Raw genomic sequence first — 15,357 nt, 5'->3', positions numbered from 1 at the left:
CAATCCTATTGATATAATCTAAGCTAGTGTATTTTGCGTTTAATAGTAGGAGTGATAGATTGTGACAGATAAAGAAAAGCGTTTAGAGAGGCAGTCAAGAATCCGGAATTTCTCCATCATCGCCCATATAGACCACGGCAAATCGACCTTGGCGGATCGGATTTTAGAAAAAACATCGGCGATCACCCAGCGGGAAATGAAAGAACAATTGCTTGATTCAATGGACCTTGAACGCGAACGGGGAATTACCATCAAATTAAATTCCGTTCAGCTGAAATACAAAGCAAAAGACGGAGAAGAATATATATTCCATCTCATCGACACGCCCGGACACGTCGACTTTACATATGAAGTTTCGCGAAGCCTGGCTGCCTGTGAAGGCGCGATTCTCGTTGTTGATGCGGCTCAGGGAATAGAAGCGCAGACATTGGCGAACGTCTATCTGGCGCTTGATAATGATCTTGAGATTCTTCCTGTCATTAATAAAATCGATCTTCCGAGCGCAGAGCCAGAACGTGTGCGTCAAGAGGTTGAGGACGTTATCGGCCTTGACGCTTCAGACGCCGTCCTCGCTTCAGCGAAAGCGGGCATCGGCATCGAAGACATTTTAGAACAGATCGTAGAAAAAGTGCCGGCTCCCGCGGGAGATCCGGAAGCTCCGCTGAAAGCGCTCATCTTTGACTCGCTTTATGACGCGTACCGCGGAGTCGTCGCGTATATCAGAGTCGTAGAAGGAACGGTCAAACCGGGCCAGAAAATTAAAATGATGGCAACCGGAAAAGAGTTTGAAGTCATTGAAGTCGGCGTCTTTACGCCGAAAGCGCAGCCGGCTGACGAATTGACAGTCGGTGACGTAGGCTATTTGACAGCCGCAATCAAAAACGTCGGCGACACCCGTGTCGGTGATACGATCACGAGCGCGGTTAAGCCTGCGGCAGAAGCGCTTCCGGGCTACCGCAAACTCAATCCGATGGTATACTGCGGACTTTATCCGATTGACACAGCCAAATATAATGATTTGCGTGAAGCTCTGGAAAAACTTGAATTGAACGATTCATCTCTTCAATACGAGGCGGAGACGTCACAAGCCCTCGGCTTCGGTTTCCGCTGCGGTTTTTTAGGAATGCTTCACATGGAAATCATTCAAGAGCGGATTGAACGGGAATTTAAAATTGACCTTATTACGACCGCGCCGAGCGTTATTTATGACGTTTATATGACGGACGGCGAAAAGATCATCGTGGATAACCCGTCAAACATGCCTGACCCGCAAAAAATAGAGCGGGTGGAAGAACCTTATGTCAAAGCGACGATGATGGTTCCGAACGATTACGTCGGAGCGGTTATGGAGCTTTGCCAGGGGAAACGGGGCAACTTTATCGATATGCAGTACTTAGACGCCAACCGGGTCAGCATTGTATATGAGATGCCTCTTGCGGAAATCGTATATGAATTTTTTGATCAGCTGAAATCCAGCACGAAAGGGTACGCCTCTTTCGATTACGAGCTGATCGGCTACAAACCGTCCAAACTCGTCAAAATGGACATTATGCTGAATGCAGAAAAAATTGATGCGCTGTCGTTTATCGTGCACCGCGATTACGCATACGAGCGCGGGAAAGTCATCGTCGAAAAATTGAAAGAATTGATCCCCCGCCAGCAATTCGAAGTGCCCGTGCAGGCAGCGATCGGACAGAAAATCGTGGCCCGCTCAACCATTAAGGCCATGCGGAAAAACGTCCTTGCAAAATGTTACGGAGGAGACATCTCGCGGAAACGGAAGCTTCTTGAAAAACAAAAAGAAGGAAAACGCCGGATGAAGCAGGTCGGCTCGGTAGAAGTGCCGCAGGAAGCGTTTATGGCCGTTCTTAAAATGGATGACAGCCCGAAAAAATAACGGAAGCCGCCGCAGTCCCGCGCTGCGGCTTCTTTCTGTAAAGAAGAAGGTGTTTCAAAATGAAATCAGCTTATATTCATATTCCGTTTTGTGAGCATATCTGCCACTATTGCGATTTCAATAAATATTTTATTCAGAGCCAGCCTGTCGATGAGTACTTAAACTCACTCGAAAAGGAAATGATAAATACAATAGAACGGACGGGACGCCCTGATCTCCGCACGATTTTTATCGGGGGAGGCACGCCGACATCGCTCTCACCCGCCCAGCTGGAAAAATTGATGGATTCCATTCACCGCGTGCTGAAACCTTCTGACGGACTCATAGAATTTGCCGCGGAAGCGAATCCGGATGATTTGTCCCCGGAAAAATTAAAAATCATGAAAAATGCCGGTGTCAATCGGCTGAGTTTCGGTGTTCAAACCTTTGAAGATGAGCTTTTACAAAAAATCGGGAGAGTGCATAAACAAAAGGACGTATTCACTTCCTTTGAACGAGCGAGGGCTCTCGGCTTCGACAACATCAGTCTCGATTTGATGTTCGGCCTGCCGGGTCAGACGCTGGCCGACCTTGACAATTCCGTCAAAACGGCTTTGTCTCTTGATGCGGAGCATTATTCCGTTTACTCGCTGATCGTAGAGCCGAAAACGGTGTTTTATAATTTAATGCAAAAAGGCCGTCTGCATCTCCCGGCGCAAGAACAAGAGGCCGAGATGTATGAAACGGTCATGAGGCAGATGAGTGAAGCGGGCATCCGTCAATACGAGATCAGTAACTTTGCAAAGCCCGGATACGAGTCACAGCATAATCTGACGTATTGGAGCAATGAAGCGTATTTCGGTTTTGGCGCAGGCGCTCACGGATATATCAGCGGCACGCGCACCGTCAACGCCGGGCCTGTGAAACATTATATTCAGCTCATCGAAGAAAAGGGGCTGCCTTACCGTGATACGCACGAGGTGACACGGGAGGAGCAGATTGAAGAAGAAATGTTCCTCGGTCTCAGAAAAATGTCCGGCGTACAAAAGCAAGCTTTTCTCGATAAATTCGGACGCTCGGTTGACGAACTGTTTCCCGATGTTCTCAAAGATTTAACCGAAAAAGGCCTGATCTGTGACACGGAAGAATCGGTTGCATTAACGCATGAGGGCAAATTATTAGGAAATGAGGTTTTTGGCGCTTTTTTGGGTGAGTTATAATTGACATTTTTCTTTTGGTTTGTTACTTTTGATATAGAATTAGCACTCGCTGACCTTGAGTGCTAACAGGGGTGATGATGATGTTAACAAATCGTCAGCTGTTGATCCTGCAAGTGATTATTAATGATTTTATACAATCAGCGCAGCCTGTAGGATCAAGAACTCTTTCAAAAAAAGACGAGATTACATTCAGCTCTGCAACGATCAGAAACGAGATGGCTGACTTGGAGGAATTGGGCTTTATTGAAAAAACCCATTCATCCTCAGGACGGATTCCGTCGGAAAAAGGGTACAGGTATTATGTCGATCATTTGCTGTCACCCGTCAAGCTGACAAAAACCGATCTGGATTTAATTCACTCGATATTTAAAGAAAAAATCTTCGAGCTGGAAAAAACAGTCCAAAAATCAGCGCAAATCCTGTCCGATCTGACAAACTACACATCGATTGTCCTCGGGCCGACGCTGAGCGAGAACTATCTTAAACAGATTCAAATCGTTCCGATCCAGCCGGATAAGGCGGTCGCCATCCTCGTCACGAACACGGGGCATGTCGAAAACCGCACCATCAATTTCCCGGCTAAAGTGGATTTGGCCGATATTGAAAAACTGGTCAATATATTAAACGATCGATTAGCGGGCGTGCCGATGGACGAATTGAATGAGCGCATTTTCAAAGAGGTTGTCACATATTTAAGGCAGCATATCGCCAACTATGACAGCATACTTGAATCGCTCCGCTCCACATTCCATCCGGCGGCCCACGTTGAGAAATTGTTTTTCGGCGGAAAGATCAACATGCTGAATCAGCCGGAGTTCCACGATATTGAAAGGGTCCGCTCGCTCTTATCTTTAATTGAAAAAGAGCAGGATGTTCTGAAGCTGTTTCAGTCATCAAAAGCCGGAATTTCAATCAAAATCGGGAAAGAAAACGACTACGAAGAAATGGAAAACTGCAGCTTAATCACGGCCACCTATACAGTTGATACGAAGCAGATCGGATCAATCGCGATTATCGGGCCGACGCGCATGAATTATTCAAGAGTCGTCAGCCTGCTGCAGCACGTGACTTCGGACTTGTCAAAAGCATTCACAAGTTTGTATGATGAATAAGGGAATTTTGGCAATCATTTTCAGTCATCTTTTTACAGCATTTGAGGGAGGTGAACACAATGTCAGAAGAAAAACAAACCGCAGAACAGGTTGAAGCAGCAGAACAAGAAGAAGTGACAGAACAGGCAGAACAAGCGGCTTCACAAGAGCAGCATGAAGAAACGGCAGGTCAGGAAGAAGCCCTTCAGCACCAAATTGATGAATTGCAGGGTTTGCTTGATGAAAAAGAAAACAAGCTTTTGCGTGTTCAAGCAGACTTTGAAAACTATAAACGACGCAGCCGCCTTGAAATGGAAGCTGCTCAGAAATACCGTTCTCAAAACGTCGTAACGGAAATCCTTCCGGCTCTCGACAACTTTGAACGGGCGTTACAGGTAGAAGCTGAAAGCGAGCAGACAAAAAGCTTGCTGCAAGGTATGGAAATGGTCCGCCGTCAGCTGATGGACGCACTTGAAAAAGAAGGCGTTGAAGCCATCGAAGCTGTCGGTCAGGAATTTGATCCGAACCTTCACCAAGCCGTCATGCAGGTGGAAGATGAAAACTTCGGCAGCAATATTGTTATCGAAGAACTGCAAAAAGGCTACAAACTGAAGGATCGCGTCATCCGTCCTTCAATGGTAAAAGTGAATCAATAACTACATAGCAGGAGGTAATTCAAAGTGAGTAAAGTAATCGGAATTGACTTGGGTACGACAAACTCATGTGTGGCAGTGCTTGAAGGCGGAGAGCCTACAGTAATCGCCAACGCTGAAGGAAACCGTACGACTCCGTCAGTCGTTGCATTTAAAAACGGCGAGCGCCAAGTAGGGGAAGTGGCGAAACGCCAATCAATCACAAATCCTAACACAATCATGTCTGTTAAACGCCATATGGGTACTGACTATAAAGTGGAAATCGAAGGAAAAGACTACACGCCTCAAGAAGTATCAGCTATTATCCTTCAGCATCTGAAAGCATACGCTGAAAGCTACCTCGGCGAAACAGTTTCAAAAGCCGTTATCACGGTTCCTGCATACTTCAACGATGCAGAGCGCCAAGCGACAAAAGATGCCGGTAAAATCGCCGGTCTTGAGGTAGAGCGTATTATCAACGAGCCGACTGCAGCAGCGCTTGCATACGGACTTGATAAAACGGACGAAGACCAAACGATTCTTGTTTACGACCTTGGCGGCGGTACGTTTGACGTATCTGTTCTTGAACTTGGCGACGGCGTGTTTGAAGTCCGTTCAACTGCCGGTGACAACCGTCTTGGCGGGGACGACTTTGACCAAGTCATCATCGATCATCTCGTAGCAGAATTCAAAAAAGAAAACGGCATTGATCTTTCAAAAGACAAAATGGCGCTTCAGCGTTTGAAAGATGCGGCTGAGAAAGCGAAAAAAGATCTTTCCGGCGTATCATCTACACAAATTTCTTTACCGTTTATCACAGCGGGAGAAGCAGGTCCTCTTCACCTTGAGCTGACACTGACCCGCGCTAAATTCGAAGAGCTTTCCGCTCACCTTGTTGAGCGCACAATGGCTCCTGTCCGTCAGGCTCTTCAAGATGCGGATCTTTCTGCGAGCGAAATCGACAAAGTTATCCTTGTCGGCGGATCAACACGTATTCCTGCCGTACAGGAAGCAATTAAAAAAGAAACGGGTAAAGAAGCGCATAAAGGCGTAAACCCTGATGAAGTTGTAGCGTTGGGTGCAGCGATTCAAGGCGGCGTCATCACGGGAGACGTAAAAGACGTTGTTCTTCTTGACGTTACACCGCTTTCTCTCGGTATTGAAACAATGGGCGGCGTGTTCACGAAACTGATCGACCGCAACACGACAATTCCGACGAGCAAGTCTCAAGTATTCTCAACTGCAGCTGACAACCAAACGGCTGTTGACATTCACGTGCTTCAAGGTGAGCGCCCGATGTCTGCCGACAACAAAACGCTCGGCCGCTTCCAGCTTACTGATATCCCGCCTGCACCGCGCGGCGTACCGCAAATCGAAGTTTCTTTCGATATTGACAAAAACGGTATCGTAAACGTAAGAGCGAAAGACTTAGGCACAGGAAAAGAACAAAACATTACAATCAAATCTTCTTCAGGTCTTTCTGATGATGAGATCGAACGCATGGTAAAAGAAGCGGAAGAAAACGCTGACGCTGATGCGAAGAGAAAAGAAGAAATCGAAGTCCGCAACGAAGCTGACCAGCTTGTGTTCCAAACGGAAAAAACATTAAAAGATCTGGAAGGCAAAGTGGACGAAGAGCAAGTGAAAAAAGCAAACGACGCGAAAGACGCGCTGAAAGCCGCTATCGAGAAAAACGAAATTGAAGACATCAAAGCGAAAAAAGATGAGCTTCAAACAATCGTTCAAGAGCTTTCTATGAAGCTTTATGAAGAAGCGGCAAAAGCGCAGCAGGCTGAAGGCGCAGCAAACGCTGAAGGCAAAAAAGCGGATGACAACGTTGTCGATGCGGAATACGAAGAAGTAAAAGACGACGAAACGAAAAAATAAGTTCTTTCCCGCATGGCTTTAGGCGGAAGAACACCCAGCATATTCTGATTCAACAGACAGAAAGTCAAAGTCAGGCATCTCTTGGCTTTGACTTTTTTTCTTGCCCGGGATAAAAGGAATTGAAAAAACATAATTCAAAATGATACAATCTAATTTATGTGAGAAATTCGGGAGAGTGAAGCGAGATGAGTAAGCGTGATTACTATGAAGTGCTTGGGGTAAGTAAGAGCGCTTCAAAGGATGAAATCAAAAAAGCCTATCGGAAGCTTTCAAAAAAATATCATCCTGATATCAATAAAGAATCCGGAGCAGATGAAAAATTCAAAGAGGTAAAAGAAGCGTACGAAGCGCTCTCAGACGACCAAAAACGCGCTCAATATGACCAATTCGGCCATACAGACCCTAACCAGGGATTCGGCGGCGGTTTCGGAGGCGGCGGAGACTTCGGCGGCTTCGGTTTCGATGACATATTCTCAAGCATCTTCGGAGGCGGCACGAGACGCCGTGACCCGAATGCGCCGCGGCAAGGCGCGGATCTGCAGTATACAATGACCCTGTCATTTGAAGACGCGGCTTTCGGAAAAGAAACGATCATTGAAATTCCGCGCGAAGAGAATTGCGAAACATGTAAAGGATCGGGCGCGAAGCCGGGAACAAAGCCGGATACGTGCTCGCACTGCGGAGGTTCAGGCCAGCTGAACGTCGAACAGAACACGCCGTTTGGCAAAGTGGTTAACCGAAGAGTCTGCCACCACTGTGAAGGAACAGGAAAAATCATCAAAAACAAGTGTTCTGACTGCGGCGGCACGGGCAAAGTGAAAAAACGGAAAAAAATCAATGTCACGATTCCTGCCGGTGTGGATGACGGACAGCAGCTGCGCGTTCCGGGCCAAGGTGAACCTGGCGTAAACGGAGGGCCTGCGGGAGATCTGTTTGTCGTATTCCATGTGCGCGCCCACGAGTTCTTTGAACGCGACGGAGACGATATTTATTGCGAAATGCCGTTAACGTTTGCCCAAGCAGCACTCGGAGACGAAGTGGAAGTGCCGACGCTTCACGGAAAAGTGAAATTGAAAATACCTGCCGGCACACAAACAGGCACGAAATTCAGATTAAGAGGCAAAGGCGTTCAGAACGTCCGGGGCTACGGACAAGGCGACCAGCACATTGTCGTCCGCGTCGTCACACCGACGAATCTGACAGACAAACAAAAAGACATCATCCGCGAGTTCGCTGAAGTCAGCGGAAACCTGCCGGATGAACAAGAAATGAGTTTCTTTGACAAAGTAAAACGCGCATTTAAAGGCGAGTAATGATTGGATAGGAGTTGGTAGTTTTGAAATGGTCCGAAATCAGCATTCACACAACACATGAAGCGGTCGAACCCATCTCAAATATTTTGCATGAAGCTGGTGCGAGCGGGGTTGTCATCGAAGATCCGCTTGATTTAATGAAAGAGCGTGAGAATGTTTACGGGGAAATCTACCAGCTCGACCCCAATGATTACCCCGATGAGGGTGTCATTGTCAAAGCGTATCTGCCGATTAACAGTTTCCTCGGCGAAACGGTGGACGGCATTAAAGAGACGATTAATAATCTGCTTTTGTACGACATTGATTTAGGCAGAAACACAATCACCATTTCTGAAGTTAATGAAGAAGAATGGGCGACAGCTTGGAAAAAGTATTATCATCCGGTGAAAATTTCTGAAAAATTCACGATCGTGCCCACATGGGAAACGTACACACCCGTGAATACCGATGAACTGATTATCGAAATGGATCCGGGCATGGCATTCGGTACGGGAACGCATCCGACAACCGTTCTGTGCATTCAGGCGCTTGAGCGTATCGTTCAAAAAGGCGACCGTGTCATTGATGTCGGCACCGGTTCAGGAATTTTAAGCATCGCGGCCGCCATGCTTGAGGCCGAATCGGTTCATGCATATGACCTTGATCCGGTCGCTGTTGAAAGCGCGCGTCTGAATCTAAAATTGAACAAAGTGAGTGATACGGCCGAAGTGAAGCAGAACAATTTGTTAGACGGCATCACGGGCGAACATGATGTCATTGTCGCAAATATTTTGGCAGAAGTGATTCTCCGCTTTACATCACAGGCGTACGACCTGCTCAAAGACGGAGGCCATTTTATTACTTCAGGCATTATCGGCCAGAAAAAACAGGAAGTAAAAGAAGCGTTGGAAAAAGCCGGCTTTACCATCACAGAGATTCTGTCTATGGAAGATTGGGTCAGCATCATCGCGAAAAAATAACAGTTAGTAGGTGTCACAGCGTATGCAACGATATTTTATCGAGCTCACGAAGCAGGAGATGGACGAAACTCCCGATTTTCAAATTACGGGGGAAGACGTCCACCATATAGCGAACGTCATGAGAATGAGTGCGGGAGACCGGATTATCTGCTGTTCGAAAGACGGCCATGAAGCGTTATGCCTGCTCAAAGCGGTTTCTAAAGATCATATATCATGCAGCATTGCTGAATGGACGGGTGAAAACCGTGAACTGCCTTTGAAGATCAGGATTGCCAGCGGCCTTCCGAAAGGCGATAAGCTTGAATGGATTATCCAAAAAGGGACCGAGCTGGGGGCTAGTATGTTCATCCCCTTTCAAGGCGCCAGATCCGTCGTTAAGCTAGACGACAAAAAGGCAAAGAAAAAGCGGGAGAGATGGGCGAAAATCGCGAAGGAAGCGGCGGAGCAATCGTACCGCAATGAAATTCCCGAAGTGAAAACCGTTCATACGTTCCGGCAGCTGCTTGAAATGGCGGAGAATGTCGATAAATGTGTCGTTGCATACGAGGAGTCATCAAAGCAGGGAGAAACGGGCGCTTTCGCCGCGGAGCTTAAAAGCCTTCCGCAAGGTTCGTCTCTTTTAATCGTATTCGGCCCTGAAGGCGGTCTGACTGAGTCTGAAGTTCATCAGCTTTCAGAAAAAGGCGCCGTCTTATGCGGCCTCGGACCGAGAATTTTACGGACTGAAACTGCGCCTCTTTACGCGTTAAGCGCAGTTTCCTATCATACAGAGTTATTAAGAGGTGATCAGTAATGGCAACTGTTGCTTTTCATACCCTTGGCTGCAAGGTCAATCATTATGAAACAGAAGCAATCTGGCAGCTGTTTAAAGATGCGGGTTATGAACGAAAAGAATTCGAACAGACAGCAGATGTATATGTCATTAATACATGTACGGTAACAAACACGGGAGATAAAAAAAGCCGTCAAGTCATCAGACGGGCGATCCGCCAAAATCCTGACGGCGTCATCTGCGTAACAGGGTGCTATGCGCAAACCTCTCCGGCAGAAATTATGGCCATCCCGGGTGTTGACATCGTCGTCGGCACGCAGGATCGTGAAAAAATGCTCGGTTACATTGAGCAGTACAGGGAAGAGCGTCAGCCGATCAACGGCGTCGGCAATATTATGAAAGCACGCGTGTTTGAAGAGCTGGATGTTCCCGCTTTTACTGACCGCACAAGAGCGTCGTTAAAAATCCAAGAGGGCTGCAATAACTTCTGTACGTTCTGCATTATCCCTTGGGCGCGCGGCCTGCTTCGTTCCCGCGATCCGGAAGAAGTCATTAAACAGGCGCAGCAGCTGGTGGATGCCGGCTATAAAGAAATCGTCCTGACGGGGATTCATACGGGCGGCTACGGCGAAGATATGAAAGATTATAATTTCGCCAAGCTTCTCCGCGAGCTTGATACACGTGTAGAAGGACTGAAGCGGATCAGAATTTCATCTATTGAAGCAAGCCAAATCACTGATGAAGTGATTGAAGTGCTGGACGCGTCTGATAAAATCGTCCGCCACCTTCATATCCCGATTCAGTCAGGATCAAACACCGTTCTGAAACGGATGAGACGCAAATATACGATGGAATTTTTCGCGGACCGTTTAAATAAGCTGAAAGAAGCGCTGCCGGGTCTTGCCGTCACATCTGATGTCATCGTCGGTTTCCCGGGTGAAACGGAAGAAGAATTTATGGAAACATACCGGTTCATTAAAGAACATAAGTTTTCAGAGCTTCACGTATTCCCTTACAGCAAACGTACCGGAACACCTGCGGCCAGAATGGAAGACCAGGTTGACGAGAACGTGAAAAACGAACGGGTGCATAAGCTGATTGCGCTGTCTGACCAGCTTGCCAAAGAATACGCCTCCGATTATGAAGGAGAGGTTCTGGAAATCATTCCGGAAGAGGCATTTAAAGAGTCTGATGAGGACGGCATGTTCGTCGGCTATACGGACAATTACATGAAAGTCGTCTTCAAAGGCACGGAAGATGTAATCGGCAAACTTGTTAAAGTCAAAATTCAAAAAGCGGGCTATCCGTATAACGAAGGACAATTCGTCCGCGTCGTTGAGGGTGAAATGACCCGGAACATGCGCATGTCTTCATAACAGATAAAAAAACCGGTGCCTTCCCGCATCGGTTTTTTTACGGTTTCGGAGGAATCAGCCTGTCAATCAGCCGGTAAAACAAATGTGTGAACGGCAGAAACAATAACGCGGTGACTACGTTAAATAACAGGCTGAAATGCGCAATCATCTGCGCGGGATCATCAGACAGGCGCTCCGTAATACCTGCTGATGCAGACAGGAAGGGAAAGACGAGCAGCACGCCGAGAATATTAAACACTACGTGAGCACCGGCGGTCTGTCTGGCGGCATAACCGCCTGAAACAGCAGCCATGACGGCCGTGACGCATGTCCCGATATTAGATCCCAGAATGACGCTGACCGCTTGTTCAATGCCGATCACCCCTTCGTTCATAAAACTCATCAAAATGCCGATGCAGACGGAGCTTGAATGAATGATTGCCGTCAATATCATGCCGATAAAAAGAGCGGACCAGCTCGAATCATTCACATGGCGCAAAACCTCCGCCCCCGCCTTCATTTCTGTCAGCGGAACGGCAAGCCGGCTGAAGCATGTGATGCAAAAAAAGATGATGCCGAGACCGAGGAAGCTTATACCGATCTGCCTGAACGGATATTTACGGATGAGGATAAACACAAGGCCTCCGATAAAAAGCACCCAAATGAGCACATCCATCTTTATGGCTAAAAACTCCGTCGTAAATGTGGAGCCGACATTCGTGCCGAGAATCATCGGAATGGTCCGTTTAAAAGATAAAGCGCCTGCGCTGACAAAGCCGATGACAATGACCATGAAGGCTGAGCTGCTCTGAAGAAAACCGGTGAATACGATGCTTATGAGAAAAGCTTTCAAAGGGTGGTCGGTAAATAAGAGCAGGCTTTTCTCAATTTTTGAATACGTTAATGCGATCAGGCCCTGCCTGAGCAGGCTCATTCCGAGTAAAAAAAACAGGATAAGTGCGGTAAAGAGAATCAGTATTATCAAACGAAACACCCCTTTCCATCATTATATAGACAAGCAGCCTTATTCATGACGGAAAAGTGAGCTCGCTTAGTTGACCTGACTGATGGCTTATATTATAATGTCAAAGTACATGTTTATATATGTATCTTTTTAAAGGTAGTCGATTGGTGTATTCGGAGGGAGGGAAAGAGAATGTCAAAAACGGTCGTTAGAAAAAACGAATCGCTTGAAGATGCTCTTCGTCGCTTCAAACGCAGTGTATCAAAGACAGGTACTTTGCAAGAAGCAAGAAAGCGCGAATTTTATGAAAAACCTAGCGTAAAGCGCAAGAAAAAGTCAGAAGCTGCTAGAAAACGCAAATTCTAAAAGAGGGTGGATTTATGAGTCTTCTTGAGCGACTTAACCAAGATATGAAGCTGTATATGAAAAGCCGTGAGAAAGACAAACTGACTGTCGTTCGAATGGTGAAAGCTTCACTTCAAAACGAAGCAATTAAGCTTAAGAAAGACAGTTTGACCGAGGATGAGGAACTTACTGTCCTATCTCGTGAACTTAAGCAACGTAAAGACTCCCTCCATGAATTTTCAAACGCTGATCGTTTAGATTTAGTAGATAAAGTTCAAAAAGAGCTGGACATTTTAGAAATTTATTTACCGAAGCAGCTTTCTGAAGAAGAGCTGCAGACAATTGTAAATGAAACCATCGCTGAAGTCGGTGCGAGCTCCAAAGCGGACATGGGCAAAGTGATGAGTGCTATTATGCCTAAAGTAAAAGGTAAAGCTGACGGCAGCGTAATTAACAGACTTGTCAGCAGTCAATTATCTTAATTGACGAGAAAAAAGACATCTTTCCTAGAGAGATGTCTTTTTTTATACATAAAAAAATGAAACTAAAGTACATTTGTTACGTATATAAAGAAGAACGAAACGGGAAGGAGGGTATATTTGCCTTGTTCCGAAAAAAAAACGGAATTGCTGTTGCTCTATTGGGCTTATTTGTATTATCTTTATTAGGGGTTCAATTGAACGCGAAAGCTGATCACCCATCGGTTTATGTCATCCCGGTTGAGAAAAATGTCGAACAGGGGCTCGCCTCGTTTTTATCGCGTTCTTTCAAAGAAGCGAAGGAGTCCGGCGCGTCACACATTATTCTTGACATCAATACACCGGGAGGCGCCGTTCAATCAGCCTTGGATATTGCGGATATCATCGGCCGCGCGGATGTGCCTGTTACCGCTTACGTTAATAAACGGGCGCTTTCTGCCGGAGCGTATATAGCGCTTCAGGCAGATGAAATCTATATGGCGCCGGGCGGAAAAATGGGTGCCGCAGCCATCATCGACGGAAAAGGAAATGCGGCGGACAAAAAGGCTCAATCACTGTGGCATGCAGAAATGGAGGACGCAGCGGTTAAAAACAACCGAAATCCGAAATACGCCCTGGCCATGGCAGATCCCGCCATCAATGCAAAGGAAGCGGGCGCCCCAAAGGGAAAACTGCTGACACTGACAGCTGAAAAAGCCAAGGAAGTCGGATATTCGGAGGGCACGGTTTCAGACCTTGATGCTTTATATACAAAGCTAGGTTTTGACAAAGCGGATGTTCACCATGCAAAAGAAGGTTTCGTCGGCAAACTGGGCAGATGGCTGACAAATCCGTTTGTTGTCCCCGTCTTATTAACGCTTGCTTTGCTTGGTTTGACCATTGAATTGTTCTCGCCGGGCCTCGGGATACCGGGTGCCGTCGGACTGACGGCCATGCTGCTGTTTTTCACCGGGCATATCGCTGCCGGATTCGCCGGCTATGACAGCGTATTCTTATTTTGCGCGGGCTTGGTTTTTATCCTTTTAGAGATATTTCTGCCCGGAGGCATAATCGGTCTTATCGGTATTGCAGGCGTCATCGCGAGCCTCTTTCTCGCTGCGGGCAGCTTTACCGTAATGGCGGTTTCTCTCTTGATCGCCATTGCTGTGTCTATTACAGCCTTTATCATATTAACAAGGGTGTTGGGGAAACGAATGAAATTCTTTAAAAAATTAATATTAACTGATTCAACAAGCACGGAGAGCGGTTATGTTTCAAATCAGAATCGGACGGAGCTGTTGGGGAAAGTCGGCATTACCGCTACAGCCCTCAGACCGTCAGGCACCGTCATTATTGATGATGAACGTCTGGATGTCGTCTCGGAAGGATCATTCACTGAAAAAGACAGACAGGTGAAAGTAGTGAAAGCGGAAGGCTCACGCATTGTCGTGAGAGAAATATAGATGATAACCTTGAGGAGGAATTAGATGGAACTGTCAAGTTTGGCGATTTTAGCAATAGTTGCAGCTGCCATAATCGTGTTAGCCATATTCTTCACCTTTGTACCGGTGATGCTATGGATTTCGGCGCTTGCGGCAGGAGTCAGAATCAGCATTTTTACTTTGGTCGGAATGAGGCTGCGGCGCGTCATACCAAGCCGCGTTGTCAATCCGTTAATTAAAGCGCACAAAGCCGGCCTATCCGCAACAACAAATCAGCTCGAAAGCCATTATCTGGCCGGTGGTAATGTCGACAGGGTGGTCAATGCCCTGATTGCGGCACAGCGCGCCAATATTGAGCTGACATTTGAACGCTGCGCAGCCATTGACCTGGCCGGGCGTGACGTATTGGAAGCCGTACAGATGAGCGTCAATCCGAAGGTCATTGAAACACCGTTTATCGCGGGTGTCGCCATGGACGGAATTGAAGTAAAAGCAAAAGCCAGAATCACCGTAAGAGCCAATATCGAGCGCCTTGTCGGAGGAGCGGGAGAAGAGACGGTTGTCGCCCGTGTCGGAGAAGGGATTGTCTCGACAATCGGTTCCTCGGGTAATCATAAAAAAGTGCTGGAAAACCCTGATATGATTTCGCAGACCGTACTTGGCAAAGGGCTGGATTCAGGCACCGCCTTTGAAATTCTTTCGATTGACATCGCCGACGTTGATATCGGCAAAAACATCGGAGCGATTCTTCAAACGGATCAGGCAGAAGCAGACAAAAACATTGCGCAGGCCAAAGCCGAAGAGCGCCGTGCCATGGCGGTCGCCCAAGAGCAGGAAATGCGCGCTCGCGTAGAAGAAATGCGTGCAAAAGTCGTGGAAGCAGAAGCCGAAGTGCCGCTTGCGATGGCAGAAGCGCTGCGTGAAGGAAACATCGGCGTCATGGACTATATGAACATAAAAAATATCGACGCGGATACGGACATGAGGGATTCTATCGGCAAGCTGACGAATGACCAGCAAGATGAAGACCAACAATAACCTCT

General features: G+C 47.1%; 14 protein-coding genes. 13 read left to right on the top strand and 1 reads right to left on the bottom strand.

Translation table 11 applies throughout. From position 1 onward, the window contains the following. Positions 1 to 61: 61 nt before the first annotated feature. The 9 genes from lepA (at position 62) to mtaB (ending at position 11,126) form a co-directional block, all read left to right on the top strand. Complete coding sequence (lepA, locus tag OWN49_RS10960; RefSeq protein WP_013352938.1) at positions 62 to 1,897, top strand: translation elongation factor 4; 1,836 nt, start codon at positions 62 to 64, stop codon at positions 1,895 to 1,897. Positions 1,898 to 1,956: 59 nt separating this feature from the next. Continuing rightward, entirely contained in the window at positions 1,957 to 3,096 is a 1,140-nt protein-coding gene (gene hemW, locus OWN49_RS10955; protein ID WP_003152887.1) for a radical SAM family heme chaperone HemW, read from the top strand. Between the two features lie 80 nt (positions 3,097 to 3,176). After that, positions 3,177 to 4,208 (top strand): heat-inducible transcriptional repressor HrcA, encoded by a 1,032-nt coding sequence (hrcA, locus tag OWN49_RS10950; protein ID WP_003152889.1) that lies wholly within the window; start codon positions 3,177 to 3,179, stop codon positions 4,206 to 4,208. A 59-nt stretch (positions 4,209 to 4,267) separates the two neighbouring features. Then, positions 4,268 to 4,843 (top strand): nucleotide exchange factor GrpE, encoded by a 576-nt coding sequence (gene grpE / locus OWN49_RS10945; protein ID WP_003152892.1) that lies wholly within the window; start codon positions 4,268 to 4,270, stop codon positions 4,841 to 4,843. Between the two features lie 24 nt (positions 4,844 to 4,867). After that, positions 4,868 to 6,706, top strand: a complete 1,839-nt coding sequence (gene dnaK / locus OWN49_RS10940; protein ID WP_003152893.1) for a molecular chaperone DnaK — start codon at positions 4,868 to 4,870, stop codon at positions 6,704 to 6,706. A 185-nt stretch (positions 6,707 to 6,891) separates the two neighbouring features. Beyond that, positions 6,892 to 8,019 carry a molecular chaperone DnaJ gene (gene dnaJ, locus OWN49_RS10935; protein WP_003152895.1) on the top strand — a complete coding sequence of 376 codons (1,128 nt, stop codon included), beginning with the start codon at positions 6,892 to 6,894 and terminating at the stop codon, positions 8,017 to 8,019. A gap of 23 nt (positions 8,020 to 8,042) precedes the next feature. Beyond that, positions 8,043 to 8,978 carry a 50S ribosomal protein L11 methyltransferase gene (gene prmA, locus OWN49_RS10930; protein WP_003152897.1) on the top strand — a complete coding sequence of 312 codons (936 nt, stop codon included), beginning with the start codon at positions 8,043 to 8,045 and terminating at the stop codon, positions 8,976 to 8,978. 22 nt (positions 8,979 to 9,000) lie between these two features. Further along, on the top strand, positions 9,001 to 9,771 hold the full coding sequence (locus tag OWN49_RS10925; protein WP_003152900.1) for a 16S rRNA (uracil(1498)-N(3))-methyltransferase: 771 nt from the start codon (positions 9,001 to 9,003) through the stop codon (positions 9,769 to 9,771). Beyond that, entirely contained in the window at positions 9,771 to 11,126 is a 1,356-nt protein-coding gene (mtaB, locus tag OWN49_RS10920) for a tRNA (N(6)-L-threonylcarbamoyladenosine(37)-C(2))-methylthiotransferase MtaB (protein ID WP_025852978.1), read from the top strand. The genes OWN49_RS10925 and mtaB overlap by 1 nt, the downstream gene beginning before the upstream one ends. A 37-nt stretch (positions 11,127 to 11,163) precedes the next feature. Here the strand turns inward: mtaB and OWN49_RS10915 are convergent, their stop codons facing one another. After that, positions 11,164 to 12,090: a Na/Pi symporter gene (locus OWN49_RS10915; protein ID WP_176283428.1), complete on the bottom strand. Its 927-nt coding sequence runs from the start codon at positions 12,088 to 12,090 to the stop codon at positions 11,164 to 11,166. A 171-nt stretch (positions 12,091 to 12,261) separates the two neighbouring features. Here OWN49_RS10915 and rpsU point away from each other — a divergent pair, with 171 nt between their 5' ends. The 4 genes from rpsU (at position 12,262) to floA (ending at position 15,352) form a co-directional block, all read left to right on the top strand. Further along, positions 12,262 to 12,435 carry a 30S ribosomal protein S21 gene (rpsU, locus tag OWN49_RS10910; protein ID WP_003152957.1) on the top strand — a complete coding sequence of 58 codons (174 nt, stop codon included), beginning with the start codon at positions 12,262 to 12,264 and terminating at the stop codon, positions 12,433 to 12,435. A gap of 14 nt (positions 12,436 to 12,449) precedes the next feature. Further along, positions 12,450 to 12,896 (top strand): GatB/YqeY domain-containing protein, encoded by a 447-nt coding sequence (locus tag OWN49_RS10905; RefSeq protein WP_003152958.1) that lies wholly within the window; start codon positions 12,450 to 12,452, stop codon positions 12,894 to 12,896. Between the two features lie 122 nt (positions 12,897 to 13,018). Next, positions 13,019 to 14,335, top strand: a complete 1,317-nt coding sequence (locus OWN49_RS10900) for an NfeD family protein (RefSeq protein WP_017418173.1) — start codon at positions 13,019 to 13,021, stop codon at positions 14,333 to 14,335. Positions 14,336 to 14,359: 24 nt separating this feature from the next. Then, positions 14,360 to 15,352, top strand: a complete 993-nt coding sequence (gene floA / locus OWN49_RS10895) for a flotillin-like protein FloA (protein ID WP_003152961.1) — start codon at positions 14,360 to 14,362, stop codon at positions 15,350 to 15,352. The last annotated feature ends 5 nt before the right edge of the window (positions 15,353 to 15,357 follow it).

Origin of the sequence: Bacillus sp. NEAU-242-2 (genome assembly GCF_027853835.1) — a bacterium.
Taxonomy (GTDB): Bacteria; Bacillota; Bacilli; order Bacillales; family Bacillaceae; genus Bacillus; species Bacillus velezensis.
This window is presented reverse-complemented; position numbering and strand designations above follow the sequence as displayed.